Annotated in this window: 13 protein-coding genes; 6 read left to right on the forward strand and 7 right to left on the reverse strand. The window is 43.0% G+C overall.

The features are described from left to right. Positions 1–287 precede the first annotated feature (287 nt). Positions 288–1,463, forward strand: coding sequence for a pyridoxal phosphate-dependent aminotransferase (locus tag VB693_RS25665; protein WP_323268716.1), 1,176 nt, complete (start codon positions 288–290; stop codon positions 1,461–1,463). On the opposite strand, the gene VB693_RS25670 is transcribed toward VB693_RS25665, so the two are convergent. After that, complete coding sequence (locus VB693_RS25670; RefSeq protein ID WP_323268717.1) at positions 1,460–2,677, reverse strand: ABC transporter permease; 1,218 nt, start codon at positions 2,675–2,677, stop codon at positions 1,460–1,462. The genes VB693_RS25665 and VB693_RS25670 overlap by 4 nt on opposite strands. Before the next feature lie 67 nt (positions 2,678–2,744). Here VB693_RS25670 and VB693_RS25675 point away from each other — a divergent pair, with 67 nt between their 5' ends. Beyond that, on the forward strand, positions 2,745–3,932 hold the full coding sequence (locus tag VB693_RS25675; RefSeq protein ID WP_323268718.1) for an RNA-guided endonuclease TnpB family protein: 1,188 nt from the start codon (positions 2,745–2,747) through the stop codon (positions 3,930–3,932). A 38-nt stretch (positions 3,933–3,970) separates the two neighbouring features. Here VB693_RS25675 and VB693_RS25680 read toward each other — a convergent pair whose 3' ends face one another. Next, positions 3,971–5,437 (reverse strand): efflux RND transporter periplasmic adaptor subunit, encoded by a 1,467-nt coding sequence (locus tag VB693_RS25680; protein WP_323268719.1) that lies wholly within the window; start codon positions 5,435–5,437, stop codon positions 3,971–3,973. Positions 5,438–5,756: 319 nt separating this feature from the next. Between VB693_RS25680 and VB693_RS25685 the strand changes: the two genes are divergently transcribed. Beyond that, positions 5,757–6,653, forward strand: coding sequence for a bile acid:sodium symporter family protein (locus VB693_RS25685; RefSeq protein WP_323268720.1), 897 nt, complete (start codon positions 5,757–5,759; stop codon positions 6,651–6,653). A 54-nt stretch (positions 6,654–6,707) separates the two neighbouring features. Here VB693_RS25685 and VB693_RS25690 read toward each other — a convergent pair whose 3' ends face one another. Beyond that, on the reverse strand, positions 6,708–7,409 hold the full coding sequence (locus tag VB693_RS25690) for an ABC transporter ATP-binding protein (protein ID WP_323268721.1): 702 nt from the start codon (positions 7,407–7,409) through the stop codon (positions 6,708–6,710). Between the two features lie 104 nt (positions 7,410–7,513). Between VB693_RS25690 and VB693_RS25695 the strand changes: the two genes are divergently transcribed. Beyond that, a complete protein-coding gene (locus tag VB693_RS25695; protein WP_190695295.1) occupies positions 7,514–7,909 on the forward strand; it encodes a four helix bundle protein in 396 nt (131 codons plus the stop codon). 128 nt (positions 7,910–8,037) lie between these two features. Here the strand turns inward: VB693_RS25695 and VB693_RS25700 are convergent, their stop codons facing one another. The 3 genes from VB693_RS25700 to VB693_RS25710 all read right to left on the reverse strand — a co-directional run bounded on the left by VB693_RS25700 (position 8,038) and on the right by VB693_RS25710 (position 11,436). After that, positions 8,038–9,309 (reverse strand): ABC transporter permease, encoded by a 1,272-nt coding sequence (locus tag VB693_RS25700; protein WP_323268722.1) that lies wholly within the window; start codon positions 9,307–9,309, stop codon positions 8,038–8,040. 74 nt (positions 9,310–9,383) lie between these two features. Then, entirely contained in the window at positions 9,384–10,910 is a 1,527-nt protein-coding gene (locus VB693_RS25705; RefSeq protein WP_323268723.1) for an efflux RND transporter periplasmic adaptor subunit, read from the reverse strand. 178 nt (positions 10,911–11,088) lie between these two features. Next, on the reverse strand, positions 11,089–11,436 hold the full coding sequence (locus tag VB693_RS25710; protein WP_323268724.1) for a hypothetical protein: 348 nt from the start codon (positions 11,434–11,436) through the stop codon (positions 11,089–11,091). A 334-nt stretch (positions 11,437–11,770) separates the two neighbouring features. Here VB693_RS25710 and VB693_RS25715 point away from each other — a divergent pair, with 334 nt between their 5' ends. Beyond that, a complete protein-coding gene (locus VB693_RS25715; protein ID WP_323268725.1) occupies positions 11,771–12,631 on the forward strand; it encodes a tetratricopeptide repeat protein in 861 nt (286 codons plus the stop codon). A gap of 287 nt (positions 12,632–12,918) precedes the next feature. On the opposite strand, the gene VB693_RS25720 is transcribed toward VB693_RS25715, so the two are convergent. Then, a complete protein-coding gene (locus tag VB693_RS25720; protein WP_323268726.1) occupies positions 12,919–13,320 on the reverse strand; it encodes a response regulator in 402 nt (133 codons plus the stop codon). A 314-nt stretch (positions 13,321–13,634) separates the two neighbouring features. Here VB693_RS25720 and gyrA point away from each other — a divergent pair, with 314 nt between their 5' ends. Continuing rightward, a complete protein-coding gene (gene gyrA, locus VB693_RS25725; RefSeq protein ID WP_323268727.1) occupies positions 13,635–16,142 on the forward strand; it encodes a DNA gyrase subunit A in 2,508 nt (835 codons plus the stop codon). Positions 16,143–16,643 lie beyond the last annotated feature (501 nt).

Raw genomic sequence — 16,643 nt, forward strand, 5'->3', positions numbered from 1 at the left:
TTTCTTTGAGAAACCAGAGTTGTTGTTTCTTCAGAATGATTGAGGATGTTTTTAGTTCAAGCAGTTAGAAAATAATTTTTTAGGTTGTTGTGTGTTTATTCAGTATATAGCGTTTTTTGGTTGAGTGAGGCATAAATACTGCACCCCTCCCCGCAAGCGAGGAGGAGACTATGAGAGAACTCATGTGATTAGGAAAAGCTATAGAAGAAGAGACAAGCATTACCTGTTCAAATGGAAGATGCGTTACGCTATCGCTAACACGCCACTACTCAAATCACTAATAACTAATGAATCACTTAATCTCGCGAATGCAGGCGGTACAATCGCCAATTATTCCTCTTGTTGGGGAATTAATTAAAAATTCTCCTGGTACGATTTCTTTAGGACAGGGTGTAGTTTCCTATAGTCCACCACCGGAGGCCATTGAGCTTTTGCCGAAATTTTTGGCTGAACCTACTAATAATTTATATAAAGCGGTTGAAGGTATTCCTTCCTTGTTAACTACATTAGCAAAAAAGCTATTAACATTTAATGGGATTGAAATCAATACAGAAAATTGCATTGTAGTAACTGCGGGAAGCAATATGGCATTTATGAATGCTATTCTCGCTATTACTTCTCCTGGTGATGAAATTATTTTGAATACACCTTATTACTTCAACCATGAAATGGCAATTACTATGGCTGGTTGTCGTGTGGTGTTAGTCGAAACTGATGAAAATTATCAACTGCTTCCAGAAGCGATCGGAGAAGCTATTACACCCAAAACACGGGCAGTTGTGACGATATCACCAAATAATCCTACAGGTGTGGTTTATTCGGAAAAGTTATTGCAACAAGTCAATCAAATTTGTAGCGATCGCAATATATATCACATCAGTGATGAGGCCTATGAATACTTTACCTATGATGGCACAAAACACGTGTCTCCTGGTGCATTTACTGGCACTAGTGAGTATACCATTTCCCTTTTTAGTCTTTCCAAAGCTTATGGTTTTGCTAGTTGGCGAATAGGCTATATGGTGATACCCAAACACCTGCTTGTGGCCATTAAAAAAGTCCAGGATACAATTTTGATTTGTCCGCCAGTGGTTTCCCAGTATGCAGCCTTGGGAGCATTGCAAGCTAAACCAGAGTATTTACAGGCAAATATTGGTGCGATCGCGCAAGTTAGGCAATTAGTTTTAGAACACCTTAAACAATTACAAGACTTATGTACTATCACTCCTGCTGATGGTGCTTTTTATTTCTTCCTCAAAGTTCATACCCAAATAGATGCTTTTGAATTAGTCAAGCAGCTGATTGAGCAACATCAAATAGCCGTCATTCCCGGCACAACTTTTGGCATGAATCATGGCTGCTATCTGAGAGTAGCCTATGGTGCATTGCAAAAAGATACTGTCCAAGAAGGTATGGCAAGATTAGTCAAGGGTCTCAAAACAATCTTGGACGCTGCAAACTAAACACTTCTGAGTGCCACAATTGGATCGAGTTTAGCAGCACGTTTAGCGGGAACAACACCAAAAAATAATCCGATACAGCCGGAAATACCAACAGTTGAGGCGATCGCTACGGGAGATAATGCTGATTCTAGGGGTGTAACGGCTGCTACTAACAAAATGCCACCAACACCAATCCCAGTCCCGATTAAGCCGCCAATTGCTGAGACAATCACGGATTCAATCATAAATTGCAGTAAAATATCTTGCTGAGTAGCACCGATGGCTTTCCGCAGTCCGATTTCTTGGGTGCGTTCGGTGACGGAAACGAGCATAATATTCATGATGCCGATACCACCAACAAATAATGATATACCGGCGATCGCAGCTAGCATAATTGTCAATGCACCAGTAATTTGCCCGACTGTTTGCAAAGCATCTTTTTGAGTTCTAATCGTAAAGTCATTTTCGCCAATGAGTTTGTGCCGTTGACGTAACAAATTAGTGATTTGAAAGACGGCTGCATCGACACTTTCGGTATTTTTGGCTGAGGCGACAATGTAAGTTAACTCCAATCCATAGGGAGAAGTCCGCCCCACAATCCGGTTAGCCATCGTAAACACGGGTATTAAAGCCGAATCATCGTAGTCAACACCTAAGCTTGAACCTTTAGTTTCTAATACTCCAATAATTTGAAAACTAGCGTTTTTAATTCTTAACTGTTGCCCTACAGGGTTACTATTACCAAAAAGTCTGTTGGCTAATTTGCCGCCAATGACGACAACTTGATTGCTGCGCTTCATATCTACGTCGCTAAAAAATCTGCCTTGAGCAACTTCAAAGTCTCGCACTACTAAGAAATTAGGCGTTGTGCCGATAATGTTGACATCGGTATTTCTATTACTATAAGTAACTACTTGCCTAGTGTTTAACTCCGCAGTAACGTTGGCAATAGTAGGTACTTGACTAGCGATCGCTGTGGCATCTTCATATACTAAAGTCTTTGGCAGTTCTCTAGAAATGCGTTCAGTTGCCTGATTTCCCGGAATGACAAATAATACGTTTGGCCCCAAGGATTCTAGTTCTTTGTTGACAAAGTTTTGTCCGGCTTCGCCAATCCCAATCATGGCAATTACTGAAGCGTTACCAATAACTATACCTAGCATAGTGAGCGCACTACGTAGTTTATTAGCTAGCAGGGTTTTGCCTGCCATTTGCATACTTTCTAGGAAGTTCATCAGAAAAATGGGTAGAAACCCCGTCCTTCTAGGACGGCTTTACATGGAATACAGTAGAATGTGAAGTATGGAAAAAGCCTATCGCTACCGTTTTTACCCAACCACCGAGCAAGAACAAATATTGCGCCGGACAATTGGTTGTGTGCGGTTGGTTTTTAACCGAGCTTTGGCAGAGAGAACCGAAGCTTGGTATGAGAAGCAAGAACGAGTTGACTACGTTCAAACTTCTGCCATGCTGACGCAGTGGAAAAAAGTTGAAGACCTCCAGTTTTTGAACGAGGTTAGTTGTGTGCCACTGCAACAAGGCTTGAGACATCTGCAAACTGCTTTCACTAATTTTTTTGCGGGTAGGGCGAAGTACCCCAACTTCAAAAATAAACGCAGTGGTGGTAGTGCAGAGTTTACTAAGTCTGCTTTCCGGTGGAAAGATGGGCAGGTCTACTTGGCAAAGTGTTCCGAACCATTGCCAATTAAATGGTCTAGGCGACTTCCAATCATGTGCGAACCTAGCACCATCACAGTTAGGCTTGAACCTTCTGGACGCTGGTTTGTCAGTTTGCGAATCAATGATCCGACTGACCAAACCATCCAGCCGCTTGATAGTGCTGTAGGGTTGGATGTTGGAATTAGCTCTCTTGTTACTCTGAGTACAGGAGAGAAGATTGCTAACCCCAAGGCGTTTGACAAGCACTATCAAAAGTTGAGGAAAGCCCAAAAGTCTTTGAGCCGTAAACAAAAAGCCTCTCGTAATCGAGACAAAGCAAGACTCAAAGTTGCTCGTCTTCAAGCTAAAATCTCTGATTCCAGAAAAGACTATATCCACAAACTGACAACTCGACTGATTCGTGAAACCCAAACGATAGTAGTTGAGGACTTGGCAGTTAAAAATATGGTCAAAAATCACAAACTTGCTCGTGCCATTAGTGATGCTGCATGGAGTGAATTGGTGAGACAGCTGGACTATAAAGCAAAGTGGTATGGTCGAACCTTGGTGAAGATTGACCGATGGTTTCCTAGTTCTAAACGCTGTGGGAACTGTGGGCATCTTCTTGATAAACTGCCGTTGAATATCAGAGAGTGGGACTGCCCCAAATGTGGGACGCACCACGACCGGGATATCAACGCCGCGAAAAATATTTTGGCGGTGGGACACACCGTTACAGTCTGTGGAGCGAACATAAGACCGGATAGGCATAAGTCTAAAGGGCAGTTGCGAAAATCCAGCAATGGAAAGAAACAGAAACCTAAATCGTGAGGTTTAGGAATCACCGCACTTTCAGGGCGGTGAGGATGTCAACGATTTGTTTTTTCTTGTGCCTTTTGGATTTTGTAGTCTTTGGGCAAATCTATAAATACGCGATCGCCTGCTTGTAACCCTGATATAACTTGGGTTTGGTCTTGGATTTGTGCGCCAATAGTCACTTCTCGAAACTGGGGTTTATTTTTGGCATCGGGTACTAACACGCCATTTTTGCCATTTTCGGTCAGGATGGCTACGGTCGGTAACAATAAAGCATCATTGACGCGATCGCCCAGAAAGGTCAGATCCACATTTAAGCCAGAACGTAACTTATCTATACCAGTATCAAGAGCTATCCGTACTTGAAAGGATGTCACACCTTGTTCTACCACTGCTTCCGGAGCAATCAAACGCACACGACCTTGAAAAACTTGATCCGGATAAGCATCTGCGACAATTTCTACTCGCTGTTCCTGTTTGATGCGCCCAATGTCTGCTTCGGGGATTTGAGCTAATATTTCCAAACCCTTGGCTACAGCTACAATTGAGCTAGAAGTTGCCGATGCACTGGTTGAGGCGGAAGTTGTCGGAGTCACAAAAGCTCCAATGTTAGAGTATTTCTGGGTGACAACCCCAGCAAAAGGAGCGCGAATAATCGTATCTTGCAACCTCACTTGTGATCCTGCTAACTGTGCTTGAGCGGCTTTCACTGCTGCTTGGCGTTGGGCAATTTGTTCAGGACGGCTACCTTCTTCCAATAGTACAAATGCCGCGCGTGCTTCTGTCACAGCAGCATCTCTAGCGGCGATGACTTCGCTACGAGTACCACTTTGGAGAAGTGAGACTTGTTTTTGTGCTTCTACTAAGTTGGCTTTGGCACTGTTGTCTTCACTAATGGCTTGATCGAGTAATTGCTTTCTCTCTGCGCCTTGTTCGTAGAGGTATTGATAACGCTTGACTTGTTCAGATGTGTAATTTACCTTAGCGCGGGCTGCATCTACTTGAGCTTGGGCTTTAGCAATTTCTTGGGGACGACTACCCGCTTGGGCTTCTGCTAACTGGGCTTGAGCTTGGGCTAAACGCGCTCTAGACTGAGCCATTTCTTGGGGACGACTCCCCGATTGGGCTTCCGCTAACTGGGCTTGAGCTTGGGCTAAATTGGCGCGGTATTGAGCAATTTGGGCTTGGATATCACCTACATCCATCCGAGCAATAATTTGTCCCTTCTCGACGCGATCGCCTTGTTCTACATATAACTCCGCTAAGACACCAGGGTTTTTGGGACTAATATTGACACTTTGAACTGGTACAACCTTGCCACTGGCTGTAATCCGCAGGGTAAAATTTTTGGACTCTACAGGTACAGTCAGTTGTGTTACATCATCTTTATTCGTTCCCCCATTGATCAGGCTGTAGCTAGTTGTACCAACAATCAAAGTCCCAGCCGCTAACAATCCAACTAGCCATCTGGTTGGGTGCTTCACTTTACCAATAATGGGAACTTCTATGTACGCAATCATAAATATTGACCTATGAAAAGTATTGGTGGTCTGCCTAGGAATATCAATCGTTAAAAATATTGTAGGAATAAATATTTTGTTTAACACTAACTAGTGGGACGCAAAATCATTTACTGTGTTGCTGCTATAAAATTTTAGTCTACTCAATTAACTCCGTGTCTCTGTGTCTCTGTGGTTGAAGAAATTATTTTTTACCACAGAGGCACAGAGACACAGAGAGAAAAGCAAATATTTGCGAGAAGTTAACCTTTGCAAGTGCGATCGCAGGGGTTTAATTTTGTTGTATTTTAACTCAGGGGTAATTAATACAAAATTTATTATGCAAGCAAGCATTTTTACGGCTGTTATCTTACCTATAGCCTTAGCTATCATGATGCTAGGGATGGGTTTATCTCTTGCACCAGAAGATTTTCAACGTGTCAGGAAGTATCCTAAAGCTGTATCAATTGGCTTGATCAGTCAGTTAGTTTTTTTACCTATTATTGGTTTTGTCATTGCTAAAGTTGTACCGATGCAACCTGCGATCGCAATGGGGTTAATGATCGTGGCGTTGTGTCCAGGTGGGGTGTCGTCGAATGTCGTTACATTTCTGGCTAAGGGTGATGTTGCACTCTCAGTCACTCTCACGGCTGTTAGTAGTGTGATTACAGTATTTACAATTCCGGTGTTCGCTAACCTAGCTTTCCAGCACTTCATCGGAGAAACTGCGGCGATCGCTTTACCTATTGGTTCAACAATACTACAAATTTTTCTTATTACGCTTGTGCCTATAGGTTTGGGAATGGGTGTACGGCAGATATTTCCAGAAATAGCACGTCGTCTGGAAAAAGTGACTAGTCGCTTGGCGATCGCTTTACTCGCTGCAATTATTCTTATACTGCTGGTTCGCGAATGGAATCGTCTCCCTGGTTTTATTGTGCAAGTGGGAGTCGGCGTTGTGCTGTTGAATGTTGTCTCTATGTTTGTAGGGGTTTGTATTAGCAAGCTATTTAAGCTGAATCCTCCTCAGCAAATCTGCATTGCTATTGAAGTTGGTCTACAAAATGGTACGCTGGCGATCGCCATTACCGCCGGACTACTCAATAATCCTGATATGGCAGTGCCGGCGGCAGTTTATAGTTTGTTTATGTATGTGACGGGGTTGATTGCTATTGGCTACGGTAGAAGGTTGGTTGCAACGAAGCCTGTGAATCAGCCTCTAGAGAGTAAAGTTTAGGAGAGTTTTTTAACGCAGAGGGGCGCGGAGGTTAGCGCAGAGGGGCGCGGAGTTTTATGAGCCAGCAGAAAGTTGGGAATTTCGATCGGCGACTATTAAACCATCTTGAACTCGGATGATTCTGTGGGTTTGGGCAGCAATATCTGGCTCGTGGGTGACAATGACAATTGTGATGCCTTGCTGATTTAGTTCTGTTAGTAAGTTCATTACTTCGTAGGAAGTCTCAGTGTCTAACGCACCTGTAGGTTCATCAGCTAAAACTAATGCTGGCCTATTGACTAAAGCACGAGCGATCGCTACCCGTTGTTGTTGTCCACCAGAAAGTTGATTGGGACGGTTGGAAATGCGTTCTCTTAATCCTACTCTTTCTAAAGCTTCCAATGCTCTTTGGCGGCGTTTGGATTTGGGTATGTTAGCGTAAACCATTGGTAACATGACATTTTCTAACGCCGTGGCTCGTGATAGTAAGTTAAATTGTTGAAATACAAAACCTATTCTTTGATTGCGAATGTAGGCTAATTCATCATCACCATAAGTAGTCAAATTTCTACCTTCAAAAATATAGTCGCCATTGCTGGGGCGATCTAGACATCCCATAATATTCATGAGTGTAGATTTACCAGAACCCGATGCACCCATGATGGAAGCATATTCCCCTTCCTCAATCCCCAGTTGAATACCTTTGAGTATGGGAACTTGAACTTCTCCAAGTTGGTAGGTTTTAGTAATCGCATCCATCCAAATCATTGTGGTCATAATTTAGTGCTGAGTGCTGAGTGCTGAGTGCTGAGTTGTGAGTTGTGAGTTGTGGGTTGTGAGTTATCACAGTTATTGATTTTGAGATTTGAGTAGTCATTATAATGAGTAAAGTTGAGCGATTTGAGGATTTGATAGCTTGGCAAAAGGCAAGAATTTTGACTCAGGATATTTATCAAGTTACTCAACAAGGTCAGTTTGCTAAAGATTTTGGTTTATCGGGACAGATACAAAGAGCAGCAGTTTCTATCATGTCTAATATTGCCGAAGGCTTTGAAAGAAGTCATTTAGGAGAATTTCATCAGTTTCTTTCCATAGCTAAGTCATCATGTGCAGAATTACGTTCTCAACTTTATGTAGCTCTCGATATCCGCTATCTTAATCAAGTCCAATTTAATCAACTTTTAACTCAAGCAGAAGAAGTTGCAAAAATTATTGGTGGTCTTCGCATCTCTGTTGCTCGACAAAAACAGCAAAAAAAACAAAGTAATTACGACTAGACAAACTATATAAATTTACACTCCTAACTCCTAACTCCTAACTCCTAACTCCTAACTCCTAACTCAGCACTCCTAACTCAGCACTCCTAAATCAGCACTCCTAAATCAGCACTCCTAAATCAGCACTCTTAATCACTACGTAAAGCTGTAATAGGATCTAATTTGGCGGCGTTCCTGGCGGGAATTACTCCAGCTACTAAGCCAACAATTAATGAGAGGCTGAAGCCAATAATGACTGATAAGCCGGAAATCACAAAGGGAAATTTAAAAATACTAGCAGCAGCAAAGGCGATTAAAACTCCGCTACCTATCCCTACACAGCCGCCAAGAATAGAAATAACGATCGCCTCGGCTAAAAATTGATTGAGAATCGCGGAATTAGTTGCGCCTACTGCTTTACGTATGCCGATTTCCCTAGTTCTTTCCACAACGGAAACTAGCATGATGTTGGCAATCCCAATCCCCCCAACTACTAAGGAAATGCCTGCGATCGCTACGACCATAATCGTAAATGAACCTACGACATTCGTAAATGTACTGACTATATCAGCTTGGTTTGTTAGCCGAAAATCATCGGCTTGGGGCGGATATATATTGTGACGCAGACGTAAGAGGTTGGTGACTTGGAATTGTGCTGCTTCTAATTGTTCCTGATTGCTAGCTTTGACTAAAATGCCATTCACGGAAATACCAGTGAGGGAATTGTTCCCTACCAGTCGCTTTGACATACTTGTCAATGGGATGAAGATTTGATCATCTCGATCCGTCGGGCCTTGAGAACCTTTCGCCTCCATAATGCCAATGACTTCATAAGCTTCTCCCTGAATCCTGATTCTCTCACCTATAGGGCTGCTTCTTGCCCCAAATAGCGTTTGCTGCACTGTCGGCCCAATTACTGCCACCTGTGCAGCCGCATCTAGCTCTTCTTGAGTAAAGAATCTTCCTGCTTGGGGATAAGTATTTCTAGCATCTGAATACTTTAAATCTGTGCCGTAGATGGTAGTGGAAGTATTTTCACCGCCATAAACTACTTGTGCGTTTCGTTGTAAGTAAGCAGAAACAATCTCAGCCGATGGTGCTTGTTGTGCGATCGCTTTAGCATCTTCCCAAGTTAAGGTGCTAGTAGAACCGACACCCCGACTAATGTTGCCACTTCTAGCTGCCCCTGCAAAGATTTGCAGCACGTTTGTTCCCAAAGCTTCAATCTGTTGCTCTACATTCTTCTGTACTCCTTGCCCTACAGAAGTAATCGCAATCACAGAAGCAATCCCAATAATCACACCCAACATGGTCAATCCTGTGCGTAATTTATTACTCCACAGGGTTTCTGTTGCCATTGACAAAATTTCTAAAAATGGCACTGCACGAGGATTATCTGTTTTATAAAAACCCTGAACCATAATTTTTTACTAATAAAATTTATACATAAAGCCTGTTTGACCCCTACACCCCTAGCAAGATTTAAGGTGCAACATTATCTAGAACGACGGCCACCACCTCCTGTCCCCGGAAGTATTCCACCTCTTGGTCTTGATTGTGTTCGCGTTCCTGGTGGGAAACTGAGCAGAACTTTCTCGTCACCCGTTAGTCCAGATTTCACTTCCGTAAAGTTATTGACTGTCACTCCAGTTTCAACAGGAGTAAACACTGGTTGATTATTTGCATCCATGACAAATACCCCCGTCGCGTTTTCTTGGCGCACCACAGAGGCTGTTGGTATAACTAAGGCATTTTCTAACTGACCGACTTGAAAGTCTGCTTCTACGTTCATCCCCGATCGCAATAATCTTTCTGGATCGGTAAGTGCGACCTTAACTTGAAAGCTAGTAACATTCTGCTCGACTGTAGCTTGAGCTGCAACTTGACTCACCTCACCTGTAAAGGTTTTGCCTGGGTAGGCATCAGCTCTAATTGTGACTTTTTGACCTAAGCTAATTTTAGCCACATTTGATTCTGATAAATTGGCTACTATTTCATTTGTCGCCGCCAAAGCCAAAATTGAAGAAGAGGTGGCGGAAGAAACCGCACTACCAGAGGTGGTTGGTGTCACAAAAGCACCAGGGTCAGCATATTTTTGTGTGACTAAACCATCAAAAGAGGCACGTAGTATGGTGTCATTGATTTGAGACTGAATATTTTGCAGCGAACCACGGGCAGACATAACCTGGGCGCGGGCTACATCAATATCTTCTCGACGTGTTCCGTCTTTGAGCAGTGCGAGGGCTTCTTGTCTTTGCTTGACTACAGCGCGTGTTTGTGCAATGTCTTCTAACCGTGACCCGGCTTTTTGTAGTGCTAATGCTTGCTGGGCTTCGTTAACTTGAGCTTGTGCGCTATCGCGATCGGCGCGTTTTTGGTTGACAATCTGGAGAGCGATCGCTCCAGCGTTGTAAAGTTCCTGATTACGGCGAAAATCATCTTCTGCCTTTTGCAAGTTAGCTTGACTACTGGCTAGACGTGCTTGGGCTTGAGCAATGTCTTGAGGACGATTACCTGCTTCAACTTTTTGTAAATTAGCCTGGGCTTCGTCTAATTGTGCTTGGGCTTGGGCAATATCTTGGGGACGATTACCTGCTTGGGCTTTTTGTAGATTCGCTTCAGCTTGTGCTAGTTGTCCTCGTGCTTGGACAAGTTGCCCTCGCAAGTTGGAATCATCCATATAAGCTAAAATTTGCCCTTGTTTGACAATATCCCCTTCTTTAACTAATAGTTCTTTGAGAATGCCGGAATTTTTAGGACTAAGATTAATAGATCGTTCTGGTTTAACAGTTCCATTAGCGGAAACTGTAATTGTTAAAGTCTGTCTTTCTACAGGCTGTGTCAGGACTCTGCGCCTTGCTTGCTGTTGGGGGCTAACAGCTACTTGGTAATAAATTGTGTAGCTAATACCACCTAACAGACTAAAACCAATTAACCAAGATAGCCAATTATTTCTGACTTTTTTTTTCGTCTGTGGAACTAATGGTGGTGAGTCTACAGGGTTTGATGTCTCAAGTGTCATTTCTCATCCTGTATTAAAAATAAATGTAGGGGTCTAAAGGATATTCTCCGCATAGGTTGTGGGATTTTCCTGTAATTGATTGTATTTAAAAAAGGGCTACAGAGCTAGTTTTTTAATACTAGAACTGTAACCTGGTATCTCCTTGCTGTGAAACTTTGTTTACACCAGTGTTAACTATTTAGAGTCTAATTGTGATTCCGTTTGGCAGTCTGATCAGACCGTTGCTTTGTCTAACTAACCTTCTAGCAGGCACAATTTCTTGAGTAGGAAGGATAACATCTCCGTTAGGAAGTCTCCAATAACCAGCATTACGAAATCTGACTACTCTTCTAGATGTAACTACCTGTCCATTGGGCAGTCGATAGTCACCATTACGAAGTCTAACTACTCTTTGATAAGAGTCTCTTCTTTGGTACACCTGTCTATGACGGTTTCTGCTTTGTGCTTGGGCTGGTGTAGCCATTACCATAGGAGCAAATATTAAAGTAGCAGCTAATAGGATAGTTGCACGGTTTAGTTTCAACATGAAACTGTCTCCTTTTATGTACTGTGGTTGCTATATGTTGGATTCCGGTATAGGGAAAATATCCGGCTATGCCACCAATTATCAAGCCAGCCGTAGTGATTTTATAAGTGAATAAAGTCACGTGTATTTACTAATTGACACATGAAAAAAGTCATGGATTTGGGAATAGGGAATGGGGACTGGTGAAATTCTCCCTTGTCTACCTTGTCTCCCTTCTTTCCCTTTCTCTTAAGTCCGCCAGTGCTAACGACTGTAAAATTTGCCTTCCACCTCAAGCGGATATCGTTTAAGCTAGCTGAAAGATTATTTGATATGTGATTTAAGAGGCGGTAGTGTGCCTAAATACTTTCGGTTAATTTCTCTTTTAGTTGTCTGTGGTTTGTGGAGTACGCCAAAAACTGCTCAAGCCCAGGCTTTGATACCTCATGCTTTGCAATTAGATGCTGCAAAATTGGAGCAGCAGGGGTTGGGTTTAGCACAAGAAGCTGCTCAACTGGGACAGTTTCAGCAGTTTGAGTTGGCTTTACCGCGAGCTAGACTAGCTAGTCAGTTAGCCCCTCGTAATGACAAAGTTTGGTTTCTTTTGGGTGGCTTGCAGCTGCAAACCAAAAATTATGATGCAGCGATCGCAGCTTTGAACAAGGCCAAATCCCTGAATCCTAAAAATCCAGACGTTTTATTTGCTTTGGGTTCAGCTAATTTTCAACAGAAAAAATATCCAGCAGCGATAGAAAACTACCAAGCAGGCTTGAAGTTAAAACCCAACGATCCTGAAGGGCTATTTGATTTAGGCAATGCTTACTATATGGTTGGACGCTTACCTGATGCGATCGCTCAATATAACAAAGCTGTTGCTCAAGATCAGAAATTCTGGCCAGCGATTAACAATATTGGCTTAATTGAATACGAACAGGGTAAAGTTGACGAAGCAATTAAACGCTGGCGAACTGCTGTCGCTATTGACAAGCAAGCCGCAGAACCATTATTAGCTCTAGCCGTAGCCCTATACGCCAAAGGCGATCGCCAACAAGGTGTAACCTTGGGAGAAACTGCCCTTCGCATTGATCAACGCTATGCCGATTTAGATTTTCTCAAAGAAAATCTCTGGGGCGATCGCTTACTGTCTGATACGAAAACATTCCTAGAGTTACCCCGCATTCAAGCCGCCTTGGAACAGCGAGAAACACCAAGATAACTGTGAGTGCTGAGTGCTGAGTAGTGAGTAGTGAGTAGTGAGTATTCCTTTCTCCTCCACTCTCTGCTGACTTGCTGCTTCTGAATGCTGAATAATACCTAAAAACAAAACAGTAGAGGGTCTTTACAACTCCTAACTCCCAACTCAGCACTCAGCACTCATTACTCATTACTCATTACTCACTTGCTGATTATGACTAATTGTAGTACATATATACTATAGAGGCGTAATTGTTCGCTAAAAACATTAGTGAATGAATATTCCTCAGAAAATGTCGGAAGTTTTCATTAGTTGTCTGTAGGGAGAAGTGCCACGATTTGATCAACAAACTGTTGATGGTCTACAACAGGCTTAGAAATGTACCCATCAGCACCACTGAGCTTGAGGAAATTTTCGCGATCGCCTTCCATCGCGTGTGCTGTGACTAAGATTATAGGTAAATTTGCAGTTTGGGGGTCAGACTTTAACATTTGGGTGATTTTAATCCCATCTACAGATTTGCCTTGATAAACACTTCTAGATAGAGAAACATCCATTAAAATGAGGTCTGCCTCTCCTGCCTGGGCAATTTTTATTACTTCTTCTACATTTTCAGTATGTTTAACCCCTAAACCGCCCCGCTTGGTCAAAATTTTAGAGAAAACGCGAGCATTAATCAGATCATCTTCAACAATCAAAACAGTTTTCATGGGAATTTTATTTATGGAGGTAAAGGGAACAGATTAAGTCAAAAGTCAAAATTAAAGAACCCAATCATAGCAATTATCTTGAGTATGGAACTGTATTGGAGTTAGATCGGTAAAGATGGATAATCATTTGATTAAACGACTTGTCTCCTTTTTAATAATGTATGTAGCTACTCGTCATCAAGGATGATACTACGGCTTTTTCTGCTCTGATAATCAAGATTGTGTTATTAATCCCATTTCATCCGTTATGCTTTGTTTGCTGCATTGTTTAGTAACACCGATTTTTGTGTAGTTCAATCTCAGGGAAAAAACTCATGGCAAAACAGTTAAACCTTCTCTCAAAGGGACAGGTAATTACAACAGCCCTGCACACGGAGATGCAACGGTCTTACTTAGAATATGCCATGAGTGTGATTGTGGGGCGGGCATTACCAGATGTTCGTGATGGTTTAAAGCCAGTGCATCGGCGGATTTTATACGCTATGCACGAACTTGGCTTAACACCCGATAGACCTTACCGGAAATGCGCCCGTGTGGTAGGGGATGTCTTGGGTAAATACCACCCACATGGCGATCAGGCTGTTTATGATGCCCTCGTGAGACTGGTGCAGGATTTTTCTAGTCGCTACCCTTTACTAGCAGGACACGGCAACTTTGGTAGCGTTGATAATGACCCACCGGCGGCGATGCGCTACACAGAAACCCGTCTAGCATCAATTGGTCATGAAGGGATGCTGACAGAAATTGGCGAAGAAACTGTAGATTTTGCTGGCAACTTCGATAATTCCCAGCAAGAACCCACAGTTTTACCTGCACAGTTGCCCTTTCTGTTGCTCAATGGCTGTTCCGGCATTGCTGTTGGGATGGCGACAAATATTCCCCCTCATAATTTAGGGGAAATTGTTGATGGGTTGATTGCCCTAATTGACCAACCTGATTTGTCAGATGAAAAGCTCATAAATTTAATTCCGGGGCCTGACTTTCCCACTGGTGGGGAAATAATTGGTGATACGGGCATTCGCGAAGCATATATCACTGGTAAAGGTGGGATTGTCTTGCGGGGAGTCGCCACAGTTGAGGAAGTTCCCGGCGGTAGAGGTAGCAAGCGGCGAACAGCAATTGTGATCACGGAATTGCCTTATCAAGTCAATAAGGCCGGCTGGATTGAAAAAATGGCTGACTTAGTAAATCACGGTCGCCTACATGGTATTTCTGACATTCGGGATGAAAGCGATCGCGAAGGGATGCGAGTTGTCATCGAACTCAAACGCGATACTAACCCCCAAGAAGTTCTCCAGCATTTGTATCACCAAACCGCCTTGCAAACTACCTTTGGGGCAATTTTGTTGGCGATAGTCGATGGACAACCCCGCCAGTTAAGTTTGCGGCAACTTTTATTAGAGTTTTTGCAGTTCCGAGAACATACCCTCAACCGCCGTTACAACTATGAGTTAGAGAAGGCACAAAGTCGGCTGCATACAGTTGTAGGGTTACTCAAAGCTTTATCCAATGTGGATGAAGTCATCGAAATTTTGCGACAAGCCGCCGATGGTAGCACAGCTAAAATTAGTCTGTGTAGCCGACTAGATTTAAGCGAAAGTCAGGCTGATGCTATTTTAGGAATGCCATTGCGTCGGATCACGAGTTTAGAACAGCAGAACTTACAGCGTGAGTTTGACGAACTCAGCACACAAATTGCTGTACTGGAAAACCTGTTGACCGATCGCAAGGAATTACTCAAGGCTTTGAAAAAAGATTTGCGATCGCTCAAAAAGAAATACGGCGATTCCCGACGTACTAAGTTAGGGGCTACCATTACAGAGGAAGTACCAAAAGGTAAAAGTGCAGACGGACAAAAAAGCTCAAGCAAAGTAGAAGTAGAACCAGAATCAGCCGAACCGCTAGAGGAAGTGATTTTAGAATCTACTCACCGGGGTTATGTTCGTCGGATTCAGCTATCTGGGAAAAAGTCCAAATTAGAAAACGGTTTAAATGATCATGACTTCATTATCCAAACCGAGTTAACCGACACCCACAAAGATTTATTAGTGCTGACCAATGGTGGTAAGCTCTACCCAGTCAAAATCGGAGATATTCCCCCCACTACAGGACGTTCACCACGGGGAACACCTCTGATTACCATGCTGACAAGTACAGCTCAAGGGACTCAAGAACCTGTGGTTAGTCGCTTTATACTCCCAACAGATTTAGGAACTCAGCAAATTGTTCTCTTGACTAAACAGGGAAGAATTAAGCGTCTGTCTTTAGAAGAACTTACTAACCTGACACGGCGGGGAATTACGATTATTAAACTCAAAGATGACGATGAATTGTTATTGACACAATTCATCAAGTCTGGGGAACACTTGATTTTAGCTAGTTCTGGGGGGCGGTTGCTGCGGTTTCCAGCCAACGACGAACAACTACCCATGATGGGACGAACGGCGATGGGTTTACAAGCATTACGCATCCTGAAATATCAGCACATGGTTGGCTGTGTGAGTTCATCAACAGCCACACACCTATTATTAGTAACGGAAGAAGGATATGCCAAACGCTTACCTCTGAATCAGCTAAAGTCAGCTAACCGTGCTGATTTGGGGACGCAAGCCATAAAATTTGCGACTAAAACAGATAATTTGGCTGGGATGGTGAGTGCGATCGCAGCGTCAGAAGTGGCGATCGTGACGAACAAAGACCGTGTAGTGCGAATACCTACAGACACTGTACCGATTTTGCCCAGAGATGCTAAAGGGGAAAGTATCCTGCAACTCAACCGGGACGAAAAAATTGTTACTGTTTCTGAAGTGCGTTCATCTTGAGGAGTGCTGTTAGCTGTAGTGCGGCGTTTAGCTGGTGCTGAGTTAGTAGGGTGCTTCAGTAGGAATAATTTCAGGGCTTTATTATGTGGGAGATAGTATATTTCCAGATCAGGGGTTGAATGCAGTGGCGTTTTCTGGGTTTGCGTGCGCCCATTGTATTGCTGTAGATTTGGGACTGTGAGGGGAATTAGGATGTATGCGGTTAGATTCCTGATGTTTTGGACAAGTCAGGAATCTGGGAATTTGATGATGCGACGATGCTCCGACCCATCGTAGGCGATCGCCAACAAACAACAGAAACGCATTAAGCTACACTATGAAACGGATAATAGGAAAGCGATCGCTAAACCCAAAAGTAATAATAAATAAACTCGTCTAGCAGAAACCATAGATTTTTTTGTAAAACTCGACTATATATGCCATTGGGGAAGGGGTATAGGGGTGTAAGGGAAAGAATTTAAAAATCTTCTGATACATTAGATAATGTTATTGCGATCGGAG

The organism is Anabaena sp. UHCC 0399 (genome assembly GCF_034931465.1).
Taxonomy (GTDB): Bacteria; Cyanobacteriota; Cyanobacteriia; order Cyanobacteriales; family Nostocaceae; genus Trichormus; species Trichormus minutissimus.